This window comes from Enterococcus avium, from assembly GCF_002891025.1.
In the GTDB taxonomy this organism is placed as follows: Bacteria; Bacillota; Bacilli; order Lactobacillales; family Enterococcaceae; genus Enterococcus_A; species Enterococcus_A avium.
Window position 1 is genome coordinate 2,260,987 of the sequence record NZ_NBSL01000002.1, and the last position, 16,584, is coordinate 2,277,570.

General features: G+C 41.4%; 17 protein-coding genes. 5 read left to right on the forward strand and 12 right to left on the reverse strand.

Features of this window, described 5'->3' with window-relative positions; all coding sequences use genetic code 11:
- Positions 1 to 3: 3 nt before the first annotated feature.
- The 4 genes from ytpR to AUF14_RS11435 form a co-directional block, all read right to left on the reverse strand.
- Positions 4 to 615, reverse strand: coding sequence for a YtpR family tRNA-binding protein (gene ytpR, locus AUF14_RS11420; RefSeq protein ID WP_049222227.1), 612 nt, complete (start codon positions 613 to 615; stop codon positions 4 to 6).
- Between the two features lie 193 nt (positions 616 to 808).
- The gene (locus AUF14_RS11425; protein WP_016179619.1) at positions 809 to 1,264 is read right to left on the reverse strand and encodes a universal stress protein; all 456 of its coding nucleotides are present in this window, start codon (positions 1,262 to 1,264) and stop codon (positions 809 to 811) included.
- Positions 1,265 to 1,273: 9 nt separating this feature from the next.
- Positions 1,274 to 1,591: a thioredoxin family protein gene (locus tag AUF14_RS11430; RefSeq protein ID WP_016179618.1), complete on the reverse strand. Its 318-nt coding sequence runs from the start codon at positions 1,589 to 1,591 to the stop codon at positions 1,274 to 1,276.
- 77 nt (positions 1,592 to 1,668) lie between these two features.
- Positions 1,669 to 2,898 (reverse strand): PucR family transcriptional regulator, encoded by a 1,230-nt coding sequence (locus AUF14_RS11435; protein ID WP_225844223.1) that lies wholly within the window; start codon positions 2,896 to 2,898, stop codon positions 1,669 to 1,671.
- A 158-nt stretch (positions 2,899 to 3,056) separates the two neighbouring features.
- Here AUF14_RS11435 and AUF14_RS11440 point away from each other — a divergent pair, with 158 nt between their 5' ends.
- The 3 genes from AUF14_RS11440 to AUF14_RS11450 all read left to right on the forward strand — a co-directional run bounded on the left by AUF14_RS11440 (position 3,057) and on the right by AUF14_RS11450 (position 6,028).
- Complete coding sequence (locus AUF14_RS11440) at positions 3,057 to 3,572, forward strand: DUF3237 domain-containing protein (RefSeq protein WP_049222229.1); 516 nt, start codon at positions 3,057 to 3,059, stop codon at positions 3,570 to 3,572.
- Positions 3,573 to 3,574: 2 nt separating this feature from the next.
- The gene (locus tag AUF14_RS11445) at positions 3,575 to 5,515 is read left to right on the forward strand and encodes an oxidoreductase (RefSeq protein WP_102866050.1); all 1,941 of its coding nucleotides are present in this window, start codon (positions 3,575 to 3,577) and stop codon (positions 5,513 to 5,515) included.
- Between the two features lie 177 nt (positions 5,516 to 5,692).
- Positions 5,693 to 6,028 (forward strand): membrane protein, encoded by a 336-nt coding sequence (locus AUF14_RS11450; RefSeq protein ID WP_048718218.1) that lies wholly within the window; start codon positions 5,693 to 5,695, stop codon positions 6,026 to 6,028.
- 61 nt (positions 6,029 to 6,089) lie between these two features.
- Here AUF14_RS11450 and AUF14_RS11455 read toward each other — a convergent pair whose 3' ends face one another.
- Both AUF14_RS11455 and pepV read right to left on the reverse strand, forming a co-directional pair.
- A complete protein-coding gene (locus tag AUF14_RS11455) occupies positions 6,090 to 7,010 on the reverse strand; it encodes a nucleoside hydrolase (protein ID WP_102866051.1) in 921 nt (306 codons plus the stop codon).
- Between the two features lie 270 nt (positions 7,011 to 7,280).
- Positions 7,281 to 8,693, reverse strand: coding sequence for a dipeptidase PepV (pepV, locus tag AUF14_RS11460; RefSeq protein ID WP_049222237.1), 1,413 nt, complete (start codon positions 8,691 to 8,693; stop codon positions 7,281 to 7,283).
- A gap of 394 nt (positions 8,694 to 9,087) precedes the next feature.
- Here pepV and AUF14_RS11465 point away from each other — a divergent pair, with 394 nt between their 5' ends.
- On the forward strand, positions 9,088 to 9,927 hold the full coding sequence (locus AUF14_RS11465) for an NAD(P)H-hydrate dehydratase (RefSeq protein ID WP_049218103.1): 840 nt from the start codon (positions 9,088 to 9,090) through the stop codon (positions 9,925 to 9,927).
- A 2-nt stretch (positions 9,928 to 9,929) separates the two neighbouring features.
- On the forward strand, positions 9,930 to 10,364 hold the full coding sequence (locus tag AUF14_RS11470) for an acyl-CoA thioesterase (RefSeq protein ID WP_016179610.1): 435 nt from the start codon (positions 9,930 to 9,932) through the stop codon (positions 10,362 to 10,364).
- A 46-nt stretch (positions 10,365 to 10,410) separates the two neighbouring features.
- Here AUF14_RS11470 and celB read toward each other — a convergent pair whose 3' ends face one another.
- The 6 genes from celB to AUF14_RS11500 form a co-directional block, all read right to left on the reverse strand.
- The gene (gene celB, locus AUF14_RS11475; RefSeq protein ID WP_016179609.1) at positions 10,411 to 11,784 is read right to left on the reverse strand and encodes a PTS cellobiose transporter subunit IIC; all 1,374 of its coding nucleotides are present in this window, start codon (positions 11,782 to 11,784) and stop codon (positions 10,411 to 10,413) included.
- A 14-nt stretch (positions 11,785 to 11,798) separates the two neighbouring features.
- The gene (locus AUF14_RS11480; RefSeq protein ID WP_016179608.1) at positions 11,799 to 12,308 is read right to left on the reverse strand and encodes a hypothetical protein; all 510 of its coding nucleotides are present in this window, start codon (positions 12,306 to 12,308) and stop codon (positions 11,799 to 11,801) included.
- A gap of 42 nt (positions 12,309 to 12,350) precedes the next feature.
- A complete protein-coding gene (locus AUF14_RS11485; RefSeq protein WP_016179607.1) occupies positions 12,351 to 12,665 on the reverse strand; it encodes a PTS cellobiose transporter subunit IIA in 315 nt (104 codons plus the stop codon).
- 12 nt (positions 12,666 to 12,677) lie between these two features.
- Positions 12,678 to 14,699 carry a BglG family transcription antiterminator gene (locus tag AUF14_RS11490; protein WP_049218102.1) on the reverse strand — a complete coding sequence of 674 codons (2,022 nt, stop codon included), beginning with the start codon at positions 14,697 to 14,699 and terminating at the stop codon, positions 12,678 to 12,680.
- A 15-nt stretch (positions 14,700 to 14,714) separates the two neighbouring features.
- On the reverse strand, positions 14,715 to 15,029 hold the full coding sequence (locus AUF14_RS11495) for a PTS cellobiose transporter subunit IIB (protein ID WP_016179605.1): 315 nt from the start codon (positions 15,027 to 15,029) through the stop codon (positions 14,715 to 14,717).
- 95 nt (positions 15,030 to 15,124) lie between these two features.
- The gene (locus AUF14_RS11500) at positions 15,125 to 16,558 is read right to left on the reverse strand and encodes a 6-phospho-beta-glucosidase (RefSeq protein ID WP_049218101.1); all 1,434 of its coding nucleotides are present in this window, start codon (positions 16,556 to 16,558) and stop codon (positions 15,125 to 15,127) included.
- Between the last annotated feature and the right edge of the window lie 26 nt (positions 16,559 to 16,584).

A 16,584-nucleotide genomic window follows, 5' to 3' on the forward strand; every position in this document is an offset into this window, starting at 1 on the left:
TTTTTATTTCCCTACTTCAAACTTCTCACCAGTTTTAGCATCTTCAGCCAATACTAAAATGCCCTTCTTCTCAGGCGCATTTGGTAAATGCAGTTCTCTGGCTGAACAGATCATGCCAAAGCTTTCTACGCCGCGTAAGCTGCCGGGCCAAATCATTTGTCCATCGGGCATCATCGCGCCAGGCTTTGCGACAACGACTTTTTGTCCAGCTTCGATATTAGGGGCACCGCAAACGATTTGCAACGTTTCTCCACCGTCAATTTCTGTCTCGGTAATATGCAAATGATCTGAATCCGGGTGATCAATACACGATTTTACATAGCCCACAACAAATTTTGGTGAAAGATCTGCCACCAAGCGTTCTTCAAAACCGGATTGCTTTAATTGTTCATTCAAGACTTCAATATCTTTTTCTGATAGCTCAACTTGTCCATTGCCATGAATGGTTAAGTAGTCTGAAACATTGAAAAAGTTCCAAGCGACAGTTTTCCCATCGGTTGTCTGAACACGGGCAACCGTGCCCTTTCGTTCGACAGATTTTTCCTTGTTTTCATCATTTTTGACGATGACCATTAAGGTATCGCCGACATTTTGTTTATTATACGCAAAAATCACGTTTTTACCTCCAGTCGTATTCCTCTCGTATCTTAACAAATCTGACAGGACTTTTGCATGAGATTTTTTTCATTTCTAGCTCAGCAAACAAACTTCATCAGCAAGAAGCAAACTTTAAAAAGCAATTTTAACGAGTTTGCCAATCCATCCCGATCCTCTTTTTTTCAAAATAAAAAGCTGGTCAAGCCAGCTTTTATTCAGCACTTGGATGAACGATCAACACGTCACATAAGGCTTCTTTGATCACATAGCTGGCAACACTGCCGGTCATGAAGCGTTCTACCGCATTCAAACCCGATTGTCCAACCATCACTAAATCAATGTCGTATTTCTCTGGCAGGGTTCTCGCCATCGCTTCTTTGGCTGATCCATAGGCGATAATCCCTTCGATCTTGTTGTAGCCATATTCTTTGCCAAAGGCTTTGCATTCATTGATCAGATTTTTCGCATCGGCGGTTAATTGATCCATGATATTTTCATTTAAAGGCGAATAACTCATGAACGTATAGACTTGATGATCGATCACATTGGCCACATAAACGGTTCCGTGATTACGTTTTGCCACAGCCAGCGCTTTTTTGAAGGCTTCCATGGCTTGATCGCTGCCGTCAATTCCGACTAAGATGTTTTGATATGATTGTGTAAACATAACAATCTCCTACCCTTCTACTCGTTGCAAAAAGCCAGCGATTTCGTCTTTTGTTTTGCGATTTTTATTAACTAATCGACCTAATTCTTCTCCGTCATTGATTACGACAAAACTAGGAATCCCAAAGATATTCCACTCGGCTGCCACATCAATATATTCGTCCCGATCGACTTGGATAAATTGAAACTGCGGAAATGCTGCTTCGATCTCTGGCATCTGTGGTTTGATGAAGTTGCAATCACCGCACCAATCAGCAGTAAAGAAAAACACATTCTTGCCTTTTTCCGCATAACCAGCTAACTCTTCAATACTTTTAGGGATAATCATAGCGTCACGACCTTTTCATTTACTACCTCTGATTATACACTTTTCATTCTTTTTGAGAAAGAAGCGAACTCTCGAACCTATTTTCTGCCAGTAGAGACCTCAAGGACCCGAAAAATAAGCTGGAAACGCCAAGCAACCTCAGGATCATCAATCTCAACGCCGGCCAAATCACGAATCTTATTCAAGCGATAGATTAATGTATTTCGATGAACGTGCAGTTTCTTAGCGGTTTTATTAATATCATTTCTGAGCTGCAAATAGACACTCAAGGTTTTGGCAAGCTCCGTTTCATGCACCTCATCATAAGCAAATAAGGTGTGTATCTCTTCTGGCATCAGATTTTCCTTTTTAAACGCCTTCAATGGATGCAGCAAGAAGGCTTCTGTCAGACACTCAGAAAAGGCGATACATTGGCTGCTGGTATTTAACGATTGTGCCGTATCGCGGGCGATCTCAGCTTGTTGAATAAAGACTGCTCGCTGATCTAAGGAATCAAAAACCGTACTAGCTCCGCAATAACATTCACTCTGACGAATCAGCTGCAAAAACGCCGGACTCAGCTTTGAATCCCTTAATTGATGAAACAGCAAATACAGCTTCTGCTCCTTTTCATAATAAAGCAGGTTCTGACATTCTTTGACGATCTGACTCTTCAGACGGGAAAACAGCATCGAATCATGATTCTTTTGAGACAAAACTACAATACAATAGCTTGCTTTTAATTGTACGATTTTAAGATAATCTTCTAAGGACGCGGCGTCGACGTAGTTTTCAATATCGAAGAATTTTTGTGCTAGTAATTCCTTGACTGGATTAATAGCGTGAGTCAGACGGTAATTATTCGACTGCATTAAGATGGCACAAAACTGGCGCAATAGATTATTCAGCTTCAGCGAAAACTTCAACAGTTCCTCACGCATGAATAAGATGCTGACGAAGCCTTCTAAGTTATTATCGATATAGATCGGCCCACAGGTTTGCGGATAGTCGACACACACGCCCCAATCAATATAGATCGCCTCGTTTGAGCCGGTGATCGCCTCCATCAATCCATCATCAATATAAAATTTCATGATCGTATGATCCGTTGGTTCTCCGCTATAGATGATCTGCTGCCAATAAGGATCATGGATATTCTCTCCGCCCGCATAGGCAATCAAGCGATAACCTGGATCTGCTACAATCAAAGGCAACTTGAAGGTCTGGTAGGCAAGCTGTGCCAGCTCCTCAATCCGACACCCTTGTGAAACAGTTTCAATTGCTTTTTTGGTAAATTCTAGTAGTTTATTCTCACTGTATTCCATCATCCAGTCACCTCTTACCCGCTATTTATATATTAATAGTAGCACCTATTGGTATTTTTGACGACAGCATCCGAAAAAATCAGATATTTTGCCAATGGAAAGAAAACGTTATCATGTTACGCTTTTTACAAGAACAACAATAAGAATTGGAGGAAAAGAAAATGACAGAATTTGAATTGAACAAGTTTAAGATCGAGCACATTTTTACCTACTCGATCGATGTGGATGCCAAGATGTTTATTCAAAAATTACCCACTGGTTCAACGCGGGTGACTGGCGTTATCACTGGCGGGAAGGTCTGGGGACCAAAAATCACTGGTGAAATATTACCTGTTGGGGCGGATTGGTCGACCGTTCATCCAAATGGAATCGTGGATGTCGACTGCCGGGCAATGATCCATACTGAGGACGGCGCAGATATCAACATGTTTTACCAAGGACGAATCGACTTAGGTTCGGCAGAGGCAGCCGCGGATTATGCCAACGGAAAATTCCCAGCCGTCATGGGCACCCAGCCGATGCCGGTACTAGATACCGATGATGAACGCTACGATTGGTGCAACCGGATCGCCTGCTTTGGAATCGGCAGAGTGGACTTTACCAATGATCCGATAGTGATTCAGTACGATGTTTATCGTTATTATGCAACGCCGTTTGCTAAAGACGAGGAGGAATAGTCATGGATTACCAGACGCTTTTCACTCCATTTAAAATCGGAAATATGGAAGTCAAAAATCGCCTTGTGATGTCGCCAATGGGTACCAACTCGGCGTTTGCCAGCGGTCGAAAAGATGAACAAGAAATCGATTATTTCGTTGAACGGGCCAAAGGTGGTGTCGGTATGATCATTCTCGGCTGCCAGCCCCTAAACGAAGAAATCGCTCAAGGCTCGATGGAAGGAACCTTGGATTCATTTACCGTCTTACCAGCTCTCACCTCTTTATGTGATTCGGTTCATCGCTATGGAACGAAGGTCATTTGCCAAATCACCTGCGGAACCGGACGAAATGCCTTTCCTGATACACTAGGACGACCACCGATGTCAGCATCACCGATTCCTTCTGCCTTTGACCCGAATGTTCCCTGCCGCGAAATGACCAAAGAGGACATTCAAGCCGTCATGGATGGTTTTACCTTTGCAGCTGGGTTAGCGAAGGATGCAGGCTTCGATGGGATTGAGATTCACGCTCACGCCGGTTACTTAGTCGATCAATTTATGTCGCCGGTTTGGAACAAACGCAACGATGAATACGGCGGCTCACCAGAAAACTTTGCGCGCTTCCCACGAGAAATTATTCAAGCGATCCGAAAAGCGGTTGGCAACGAATTACCGATTCTTTTCAGAATTTCGTTAGACCATCGCTTTGAAGGTGGGCGCACGTTAGAGGATTCGATTCCTTTGATCAAATTATTAGAAGAAGAAGGCGTCGATGCCTTTGATATTGATGCCGGCTGTTATGAGACCTTGGACTATATTTTCCCACCTTCTTATTTAGGCGAATCGTGTATGTCCTATGTCACCAATGCAGCGCGTCAAGCCGTCTCTGTCCCATTATTAAATGCCGGAACCCACAATCCTGAGTCTGCTGTGGAACTTATTCAATCTGGTACTGCTGATTTTGCGATGATCGGTCGCGGGCTGATTGCTGATCCTAACTTACCTAATAAATTATTAGCTGATCAACGAGAAGATGTCCGTCCATGTCTGCGTTGTAACGAAAACTGTATCGGGCGAATTTGGAATAATCATACCAAACTCGGGTGCTCCGTCAACGTTCAAGCCATGGAGGAACGGCGATTCAAATTAGAAGCAGCGGAAACAGCGAAGAAAATCGTGGTTATCGGCGGCGGCGCAGCCGGAATGGAAGCCGCTCGAGTGGCGAAATTAAGAGGTCATGAGGTAGCACTCTATGAAGCAGGACCTCGCTTAGGCGGCATGATGCGCGATGTCTCTACCGCAAAATTCAAGATCAATATCCAATTATTAAGTCAGTGGTATGAAAAACAAATGGAGAAACTAGGTATTGACGTGCATCTGAATACCTTTATCCGTCCAGATGATCCTATCTTAGCCGAATGTGATGAAATTTTTATTGGCTGTGGCGCAGAGGCACTTGTTCCGCCAATCCCAGGAATCGACGCACCAAATGTTGCTACTATGGTGGAATGTCATCAGGATGAATCCCTGATTGATGGGGAAAATATCGTTATCTGCGGTGGCGGTTCAACCGGTTGTGATGGTGCCTTAGAAATCGCCTCAGAGATGGGCAAAAAGGTTACGATCATTGAAATGAAGGAGAATTGTGCAGAAGATGCAATGTTTATCAATCGAATTTCATTGATGAATGCGTTAGCTGCCAATAACGTCACCATGATCACTCAAGCGAAAGTTACTGCGATCACCGAAACAGGTGTGGCGATCGAAAAAGCCGATGGTACAACCGAAGTGATCCCGGCAGATACCGTGATCAATGCCTTCGGGATGAAGCCTGTCCTAACGACCGTTAATCAAGTGAAGGAAAAATACCATACCAAAACTCGCGTGCTGGGTGATAGTAATAAAATCGGCAAGATCGGCGATGCCATTCGTGATGGTTTCTACGCCGGCAGCACGATTTAGTAGTATACGCCGCTAAAAAATCAGTGATTTTATTGATCACTGATTTTTTGTGTTCTTTTATCTAAAATAATGACGTATAATTTTCAAATTCGTTTGTAACAATGGTAAAATAAGGCGTACACACAAAACTATATTTGACTAGAAAATAGATGAACGACAAACAAGGAGGTCTATGCTATGGAGAAAACAAAAAGATTCGCGCAAGGCTTGGCTATCGGTTCAACGATCGGTTTAGCTGCAGGCATCGCAGCAAATCACTATTATCGAAAAAAACAAAAAATGTCCCCAGACAAGGTCCTGGATCAAATCAAAGCGGCTTTTCTGAAAGAAGGACCAATCGAAGGCTCTTGGATTTCCTTCGACACTGAGCACATGCAAAAATTCGCTATCACAATGGATATTCTTTCTGGCGGAATCACTCGGACAGAAGATGATCACTTGGTCGCTTATGAATTTAAAGCTGATGCTAAAACCGGTGCGGTATTAAGTATCGATCGTATCATTAATGACTAAAGCGTAGGTCGAAAAAATCGACCTACGCTTTTACTGTCTGTATAAATAGTTTATTCCTTTTTTAGCTCATTGTCTTTGCCAAAGTCTCAACAAACCATTGTTCAAACTGCTTTGGATCAACCTTAGTCGCCACTTCCACATTTGCTGGTAAATGCAAATAGTTCTCTAGGTCAACTAGTGATGCACCATAGCTCAATGATGGAGTTGTTTCAATCTCAACTCTAGTAGAAACAAGCTCAAACATCTCCGGCTTTAGAATTAAAGCGATTGCCAGCGCATCATACATATTTAGTCCTGATACCAAACTGCCGCTGCGATAGTTCGTAAATAATTGATGGATCATCTTACCGATTTCTCCGAAGTTGCGAATCTTATCTGTAGTTTCTGGCATGATTTTGGCTTGATTGCCTACTTCTAATGGCGCTACTTGGATCGGTACGCCGCTGTTGAAAACGATCTTTGCCGCTTCCGGATCGGCGGCAAAATTAAATTCAGACAACACACCATAATTTCCTCGCCCTAAGCTGCCGCCCATCACAACGATGCGATCAAGCTTCGGCAAATCTTGGGGATAAAGATGAATGAACAACGCGATATCGGTTAAGGGGCCGATCCCAACTAGAATCGTCTGCTCTTCTTGGCTCACGATCTCATGCATCGCTGCAACAGCGGTTTGGGATTCATCCGCAAAAATAGTAGCTTCAGGAAAATCATAGCCATCCATCCCCGACTCTCCATGAATCTCACTGGCATCGATTGCTTCTCTTAGCAACGAATGTGAACTTCCCAAAACAACTTCAGGGGACTTTTTCAATAGAGTTAATAATTTTTCCGTATTTGATTTTGTATGTTCTAAATTGACATTGCCAAAGGTTGGGCAGATTAGTTTTACCTCCAGCTCTTCACTAAACAGGGCTAAGACAATCGCTACGGCGTCATCGATTCCCGGATCGGTGCTTAAAATGATTGGTTTTCTCTTCATAGGGTACTCCTTTAAACGTTCTCAAAAAAGCATACAACAAGATCGGTATTTAAGCCAATCGCAGATAGCTAGCTCAGTTTGAAGGAAAGTCATTTTCCCAAAAACGGGAAAAATGACCTTATCTTCGTACGCATATCATCACGCTAAACAGTCTGTTTTTTGTATTAACGAAAACTATTAATTACAAGTTACTCTTTGCAAACTGCAAAAAGCGTGACTGACAAAAAGGCCTCGCAATTAAGAACTTGCGAGGCCCATTTCAATAATCAATTATTTAACCAAACGATAAATCGCATCTGCGTAGATCACAGCAGAGTTCAAAATGTCTTCAACAGACATATATTCGTTGGCTTGGTGCATTGTATCTTCAAAACCTGGGAATTGTGCGCCGTAAGCCACACCGCGTTCTAGTAAACGACCGAATGTGCCGCCGCCGATGACTTTTTCTTCCCCTTTGATGCCTGTATGTTCTTCGAAAGTATCTAGCAAAGTAGCAACCAAAGGATCATCCGCTGGTACATAGTGAGGCAGCATATGGTGTGCGCCTTCTGTTACTTTCACATCTGAACCGAATAATTCTTCTAATTTTGCTTTGATCTCATCGTTAGTTGTACCTTTAGGGTAACGGAAGTTCAACGTGATCCGGTTGTCGTTTTCTTGACCATCTTTGAAGCTGAAGATTCCAGCGTTCATTGTCAATTCACCCATTTTTTCATTGTTGAAGTCAACGCCTAATTTTTTACCATAGACATCTTCATGGATGTATTTTGCACTGTTTTCGATGAAGGCCTTAGCACCTTTGTCGAAATCATAGTTATTTAAGAAGACTGCTAAGAAAGTACCAGCGTTGGTTCCTAATTGAGGGCTGGCACCATGAGCTGCTTTCCCGTCTAAATGTAAGGTAACGCTTGAACCAGCAACATCTGCTTTACCGCTAACCGGGTTGTTCTCTACATAGTCTGCAAATTCTTTGGCTAATTTTTCCGCAGCGTCTGCATCGGCAACTTTTACTTCTGCCACAGCATTGCCAGGAACCATGTTTTCACGCAAGCCTGCTTCGAAGCTTACTAAAACATAAGAAGTGCCGTTTGTTCCGTCAAAATGAGGGATCATGGTTACGTTCCCTTTTTCACCATTGATGATTGGGAAATACGCATCTGGTGAGAAGCCGAAATCAGGCTTTTCTTCATGTTCGAAATAGTAGTCCATATCTCCCCAGCCGCTTTCTTCGTCAGTACCGAAGACAAAACGGATTTTTTTAGAGATTGGCAAGCCTAATTCTTTGATGATTTTTACTGCATAATAAGCCGCAACTGATGGGCCTTTGTCATCGCTTGAGCCGCGAGCGTACAATTTGCCGTCGCGAATTTCTGGTTCGTAAGGATCTGAATCCCAACCGTCGCCAGCTGGTACCACATCTAAGTGACCGAAGATTCCTAAGGTTTCATCGCCGTCACCGTAATCAAAATGGCCGGCATAATTGTCGACGTTTTTTGTTGTGAAGCCATCGCGTTCTGCGATTTCAAGCATTTTTTCTAATGCTTCCACCGGTCCAGGTCCGAATGGTGCTTCTTTAGTTGCTTTGTCGTCTTCACGTTCACTCTTGATACGCAATAAAGTGAATAGATCCGCTAATAGATCGTCTTTACGTGCTTCGACTTCTTTCTTAAAATCGATTGTCATTGAAAGATTCCTCCTTATTCGATGCGAATGCCAAATATCCAACTAGATATCTCATCAACTGCTAGGCGAGCTCGTGGATAACGAGATTGCATACTATAAACAATACGAAATGTCGAGCCTACTCTAATGAAGAGGTAAAATTTGAATCAAATTTTCTTATTGTCGTTGGCATACGATTCCACTAACGTATTAGAAATACGAAGTAGAACTCGCAACTGACATTCTTTAATTTAAACCACTTTAATGATAGCACTCTATTCAATAGAATAAAAATGAAAACTCTTTAATATTTGTTAGGAAAATTTCTCCTTTTTCCCTTATAATGATACCCATAGTGAATTTTATCTTGAACGGTTTATTCGCTACGATTTATAGGATGAAAGCAGGTGACTAGATGGTCCAATTAAATAAAGACATCTTACATAAAGTGATTACGAAAAGGCCCGAGAATTCTCATAAGGGAACCTTTGGACGAGTGGTATTGATTGGCGGCAATCACCAATATGGCGGTGCGATCATCATGAGCGCCGAAGCATGTATCAAAAGTGGCGCAGGACTCACTACTGTCGTCACTGCTGAAAAAAATCATACTGCACTTCATACTCGTTTACCAGAAGCAATGGTATTGGATTTCAATGAGACGAAGACGCTTTATCAAGTATTAGAAAAGGCCGATGTCATTTTGATTGGTCCTGGTTTAGGACTAGCAAAGGAAATGGCAATGCTGTTAAAAGAGGTTTTGACCAATCAACAGGCCGAGCAGTGGTTAGTGATTGACGGCTCAGCGATCACGCTGTTTAAGGACTACAAATTATCCCTAAAATTTCCTGAACAAACCATTTTTACCCCGCATTTAGCGGAATGGACACACCTAAGTGGTTTAAGCTTTATCCAGCAGACCGATGAAAATAACCGTGCAAAGCAAGCGCTCTTAGGCGCCAAGATCGTCCTAAAAAGTCATCGCACAACGATTTATGATGATGCGGTCGCCTATTATCAAAATCCACTTGGTAATCCTGGGATGGCCACAGGCGGCATGGGTGACACTCTGGCTGGCATGATCACTGGTTTTCTCGCTCAGTTCGAAAAAAATACCGATACAATCGGTGCTGCTGTTTATCTTCATAGCTTGATCGGCGATGATTTGGCTGAAGAGAACTATGTAGTTTTACCTACAACCATCAGTGAGGCGCTTCCTCGTTATATGAAAAAATACGCCCTCGAAAGGAATTAATCATGGAAAAATATCCCGGCTATTCTCGCAAGCCTTTTTATTATGAAACCGATAAGATGGGCATCATCCACCACTCCAATTACATTCGCTGGTTTGAAGAAGCTCGCGTTGACGCTCTGAACTTTATGAATTGTCCCTTTGAAAAAATCGAAGCAGACGGTATTATGATCCCCGTCTTAGGAGTCAGCTGTGAATACAAGGAGATGGTTCGCTTTGGCGATGAAGTCCTGATTCAGCCTGTCGTTAAAAAATATACGGGCACCCGTTTGGATTTCGAATACCGTGTCTATAATGGTGAAAAATTAGTCACGACGGGAACGAGCCAACACTGCTTTATGTCCTATGAAACCAATCGTTTGGTGCAATTGCGAAAAACACATCCTGCGTTACACGAATTATTTTTAGACTATTACGAAACAACGAAAGAGGAATGCTAAAAAATAGCTGCCGACAATTGCCGGCAGCTATTTTTTCTCTGAGTATTTATACTGAAACGCTGTCTCCAGCAGTTTCTTCTGTGCTAGCCACTTCGTCATCGACCAATTTCTTATCGTAGGCACGAGCAAATGGTAAATAGATGACAAATGCTGCTACCGCACCGATAATCGCAACTAAAGCTGCTTTCCAGTCACCGCCAGTACTGATAAAGGCACCGACTCCGACTGGTGAAGGCCATGGCATATTAGCAATTACTGGACGAATCAATTCAAATTGGATCGCGAAGTAAGCAATTGATGCCGAAACCATTGGCGCCAAGAAGAACGGAATCGCCATGAATGGATTGTAGATCAATGGAATACCAAAGATCAACGGTTCATTGATATTGAAGAGACATGGAACGATTGAAGCCTTTCCTAATACCTTCAACTGTTCTGATTTAGCCATATAAACTAAGAAGAGACACAAGCCTAACGTCGCACCCGAACCTCCAATGGTTACGAAGGCATTTTGGAATTCACCAGCTAACGGAATATGCGCGCCATCAGCATTCAATGCCAAGTTTCCTAAAGTAATCGGAGCGATCAATGAAGAAATGATATTGGCACCATGAATACCGACGATCCACAACGCATGGATCAAGAAGTAGATGACCATAACACCGATCCAGCTGCTGGTTAATTTGGTTACGAAACCAAACGGAATCGCGATCAATTGGAAAATATCTGTATTAAAGAAGACTAAAATGCCAATAATGATTAAAATAACAAAAGCAACCACAAATGCTGGAATCAATGCGGTAAAGGCTCTTGATACGCCTTCTGGAACTTGTTCTGGCATTTTGATGACCCAATTTCTCTTCACACATAAACGATAAAGCCGAACAGCAATCACTGCCATGATAATTCCAGTAAAGATTCCGACTGTTCCTAAACGAGAGACCCCATCACCGCCGATTGCCCAGCCGTTGATAATTCCTTCGTCAAGATTCGTCAAACGAACGATGCTGCCTTTTTCCATCATTAATTGCGGAATTGACAAGAAGAAAGCGAAGATTGATAGTAACGCCCCTGTGATCGGCGCCATGTTCAATTCTTCTTCTTCAGCAATAATTTTTGTATATTCATAGCCTAATCCAACACAGAAATATAATGCCAAAATACCCATCGTTGTACTATTTGCTAACATATAAAGACTTTCAAATTTAAAGAAGGTTGAATTGAAGATCCCTTCTAGAAACGGAAAGGTCATTGGTAAAATATTGAACACTAAAAACATGGAACCGACAATTGTAAATGGAATTGCGCCCATACCAGCACCCATGATCGCTCGCACAACTTTTAGTGAGGCAATTTTCCCCATAGGGCCCATCAGGTTTTTCTCTAAAAAAGCAAAGACTTTGTTATTTGATCCGTCCATTTTTTAATCACCCTTTATTTATTATTTAGTTTACTGAACTCTGTAATATATGAGGCGTGTCTATCTTTCTGACTATAAATGCTCTGAATGCGTTTTAAAATAATTCCTGACAACAACATACCGACTAATAAAATGCAGCTGACAAATCCTTTGCTGGTTGCACTATTTGTGAAAAATGGAAAAACTTGTTCGAACCCAAAATTGGTTAAAACAGATACCAGTAGAACAAGATTGATTATTCCTTGGGTCATTTGATACAAGCGATGCCATTTTAACTGATTGCGAACATCATCTGATGGATAGCCGTAAAGTCGCAAATGTTCTGCGATGGCAGGGACTGAAAGCACAATTAATCCCAGCGGCAGCAATGACCAAGCACTTCTGCTCATAGCCAAAGAAAGCAACCAATATAAATTAGTAAAGAAAAAACCAGCTAATAAGTATCTAAGTAGAAGGAAACGATTGTAGCGAAAATTCTTCAATGCCGTTTCTTTTTTTAATTGACTAACAGTTTCTTTATCCATCGTCTGTTCTCCTCTTTATTTCAAACTAATGACTATCATTTCTTACGATACTTTGCGATATAACGACAGCATCTCGATCGCAACTTCCCGTAAGGTCATAGTGGTCATCAGGTGATCCTGAGCGTGCACCATGATAATTTCCATTTCAATTTTTTCTCCGCTGGCATATTGCTGCAGGAGTTCGGTTTGCGCTTTATGCGCTTTGACTAGTGAATCATTTGCTTCGTTCAAATGTACCTCTGCTTCTTCATAGTTTCCTTCACGCATACTTTTGAAGCCTTCATGTACAAGTGTTCGGGCATCCCCACTACTCAAAATAATTTCAAATGCTGCTTCTTGTAATTTTTCTGAGTCCATTGTTTTCTCCTTCTACTCTCTTTTTTTAAATTGATCAATAAACGCTTTTATAAAGTTATCAAAAGTATCACTGAAGGCTAAGGCTTTCCTGAAGGTATCATCCTCCATAATCTCAACCAGCATTTGACTAACCTTGTCTATCTCAAACTTTCCAAATTTATCCGGTGATAATAAGAAAACTAACTGAATATTTTGATATTCCTTGTCCCAAGTAATCCCTTCAGGTGCTACCGCAACGGCCACATGCCCCTCTTTGGTCAAGGCTTCGATGGGATGCGGAACCGCCATAAATTCAGAAAATACGACGGAGCTGTAGGATTCACGCAGTTTTAATTGTTTTAAAAAGTTTTCTTGCAAGTCGGTTCCTTCAACAGCTTCAATTTTGCTGATTAATTCTTTTAAAACAGCATCTTTGGTTGAATGTTCTCCGACAAAATAGAATAAATCAGGTTTGAAACTTCGCTCAATTAATTCAACTTGTTCTTCAACCAATTCTTTTCGGTCGCTTTCCTTTCGACCTGCAACGAAATGGCTACCCTTATTACTAGATATTTCATGATTGATTTTTTGAATGTCATCTTTTCCTAAGAAAACACTGACATTGACGATTGGTGCATTTAAGACAACATTTCCTAAATTAATCGAAGAAATGACTAAATCAATGTGACTTAAATCCTGTTCAGCGATTTCATAGTAACTAATGACCTTTTCAATCAAAATTCTCGAACCAAATTCGCGTTCCAGCCGATTTTTGATCATTTGCGAGCTGCCTAACCCGGTGGCACAGATGACCAATACATGAGTCTTCTGTTCATTGAAGTAGCGTTCCACCGCTGCTGTGATGTGGATCGCAAGATAGGCCCACTCCCCTTCAGTCACTTGATATGATTTAAACACCGGCATTTTCGAAAAATAGTTGACCGTCAATTCAAACAAATCCGGGTATTGCGTCTTAATTTCCTCTAGCAGCGGATTTTCGATACTAGAGTTATTTTGCAGTCTAGTTAACAGCGGGATAAAATGGAGCATTAATCCATCAATCAAAATCGTATCGTGTTCTAAATCAAATGGTGTATCCTGATCAATGGCCTTCAATGTTTCAAGCAATTGTGCTCGGATTTGCTCTTCAGTTGCATCCGCTTTTTTAAAAATTGTTTTCGCCGTAATCTTGTTTTTTAAATGAAGAGCAATAAAATCCGCTTCTTCCGAAGAAAACGTAATCCCTACCGCATGCTCGATTCTGGCTAATATTTTCAAAGCGGTTTGATATTCAATCGAATCTTCATCAAAAGATATCGGCGCCTGAATATCCATAAAAAAGCCATTTTGGATTCGTTTGATCGCCAAACCAATATGAAGGACTAAATTATAAACGATGAAATCTGAAAGCTTTAACTGTGATTCTCGACATTCATCTAAAACAATAATGACAATTTCTTCAACACTGATCCCTTCCAATAAGTTCGCGTACATGGAAAAGGCAAATAAATTGTCATGCAACCGCTCCATAAAGAAATAGTTCATAATGAAGTGACGGATATTTTGCTCATTTCCGACAATGAAAATCCCTTTATTACTTTTGCTTTGAAGCTCGATTTGGTAAGGCGTGATTAGTTTTTTTATTTCTACTAAATCATTTGATATCGTTGAGCGAGATACAAACAGTTCATCGGCTATCGCATCCACATAGACAGTACTTTGTTCAAAAAACAAACGGTTCAAAATATAGTATTGTCGATCATTTGATTCTTGAATCGTTGTGATATCTTTAGAAGCCATTTGACTTTTGACCTCTTCAAGATAAAATTCGTCGAATCGCCTAGCATCCTCAATTTTCAACTGGTACCCGTTTCCTTGTTTTGCCTCAATTGTAGCAAGTGATTCTTGCTTTAATGCATCCTCAAGCAGATGAAGATATTTTCTAGCTGTTCGATTGGAAACATCAATTCCTGAAGCGATTTCTTGACTCGTCAAATACGTATGCTTATGGTCAAATAATAATTTTAGGATTTGTGTCTCGCGCTTGCTCAACATGGTTATCAGCCCTTACTAAATATTTTCAAGAATCACGTTAGACAATTTATCAATCCCCATTGGAATTGGTACATACGCTTGTGGCGGAATATTGACGATCGGTTTATTGTATTTCTTTGCGCTTTTTTCTAAGCTGTCAAAATACATTTTGGTTTGCGGACTAACTAGATACAAATCGTATTCATCCTTAGCGATGGTATTTGCTCCTTGGGATTGCGAAGTCGCGTCGACTTGAATCTCATTTCCTTTTCCTTGCAGACTCTCGGTTGTTTTTTTTGCAATGACGGATGAAGACATTCCTCCGGCACAGATAATCAAAGCTTTTTTCATCGTTTTTTCCTCCCTATTTTTAATAGATTTCTTATCCCCATACATTCATCTACTCTTATTTTAACGTAGGCATGAATGACAGCGGATTCGTTTTTTTATCCTAAATCCTCGCCATTTGAAGCAATGACTTGTTTGAACCAATCAAATGAATCCTTCTTGCTGCGTTCTAACGTACCATTTCCTTCGTTATCTCGATCAACATAGATAAACCCATAACGTTTTTTCATTTCGCCAGTATTGGCAGAGACTAAATCAATACATCCCCACGGGGTATAACCCATTAACTCCACGCCATCTTCCACTACAGCCTTCTTCATTTCTTTGATATGATCACGGAAATAATCGATCCGATACGTATCATGGACACTGCCGTCGGCTTCTTTTTCGTCGATTGCGCCAAAGCCGTTTTCGACAATGAAGAGCGGCACACGATAATGATCCGTAAACCAATTCAGTGAATAACGCAGACCTTCTGGATCAATTTGCCAGCCCCAGTCGGTGACGTTGAGGTATTCATTTCTGACAAAATCTTCCTGTTCGTGATAGTCAAAGTACACATTGTCTTCTTTATGCGTGATCGCAAAGGACATGTAATAACTAAAGCCAATATAATCGACTGTTCCTTTTTTCAATTCGGCTAAATCTTCTGAGGTGATATCTAAATCATATCCTTTTCTAGCGAAGTATGTCAGCATATACCCCGGATAAGCTCCATGAACATGAACATCCGTAAAATAGTACCGTTTTTCCATCGCCTTTTGGGCCATCAATACATCCGCCGGCTTACACGTTGCCGGATAGATGGGACACATAGCGATCATACATCCAATTTCAAAATCTGGATTGATTGCTTTGCCGATTTGAACCGCCTTTGCACTGGCAACGAGTTCATAGTGAGCCGCTTGATACATGATTTGCTCGCGATCATCGCCTTCCTTATAGGAAATTCCTGAATTCGTAAACGGGAAAAATTGATCATTGTAATTGGCTTGGTTGTTAATTTCGTTAAAGGTCATCCAATACTTGACTTTGTCCTTATAGCGCTTGAAGCAAACTTCAGCAAACCTAACAAAGAAATCAATCACCTTACGATTGGCAAATCCACCATATTCAGTAACTAGATGATACGGCAGTTCAAAATGCGAAAGTGTCACCACAGGCTCAATCCCATACTTCAAACATTCATCAAAGAGATCATCATAAAATTTTAACCCAGCTTCATTTGGAACATCCTCATCCCCCTTTGGAAAGATCCTTGTCCAAGCAATCGAGGTTCGGAAACATTTAAAACCCATTTCAGCAAAAAGTGCGATATCTTCTTTATACCGATGATAAAAATCAATGCCCTCATGGTTTGGATAATACTCTCCTTCAAGGACACCCTCCGTGATTCTACGTGGAATACCAGGACCACCGACAGTCATCACATCCGCTACGCTGATACCCTTGCCGCCTTCTTGCCAAGCTCCCTCAAGCTGATGCGCTGCTACTGCACCTCCCCACAAAAAATCTTTTGAAAATCCTGTCATAAATCAACCATCCTTTCTCTTTCTAA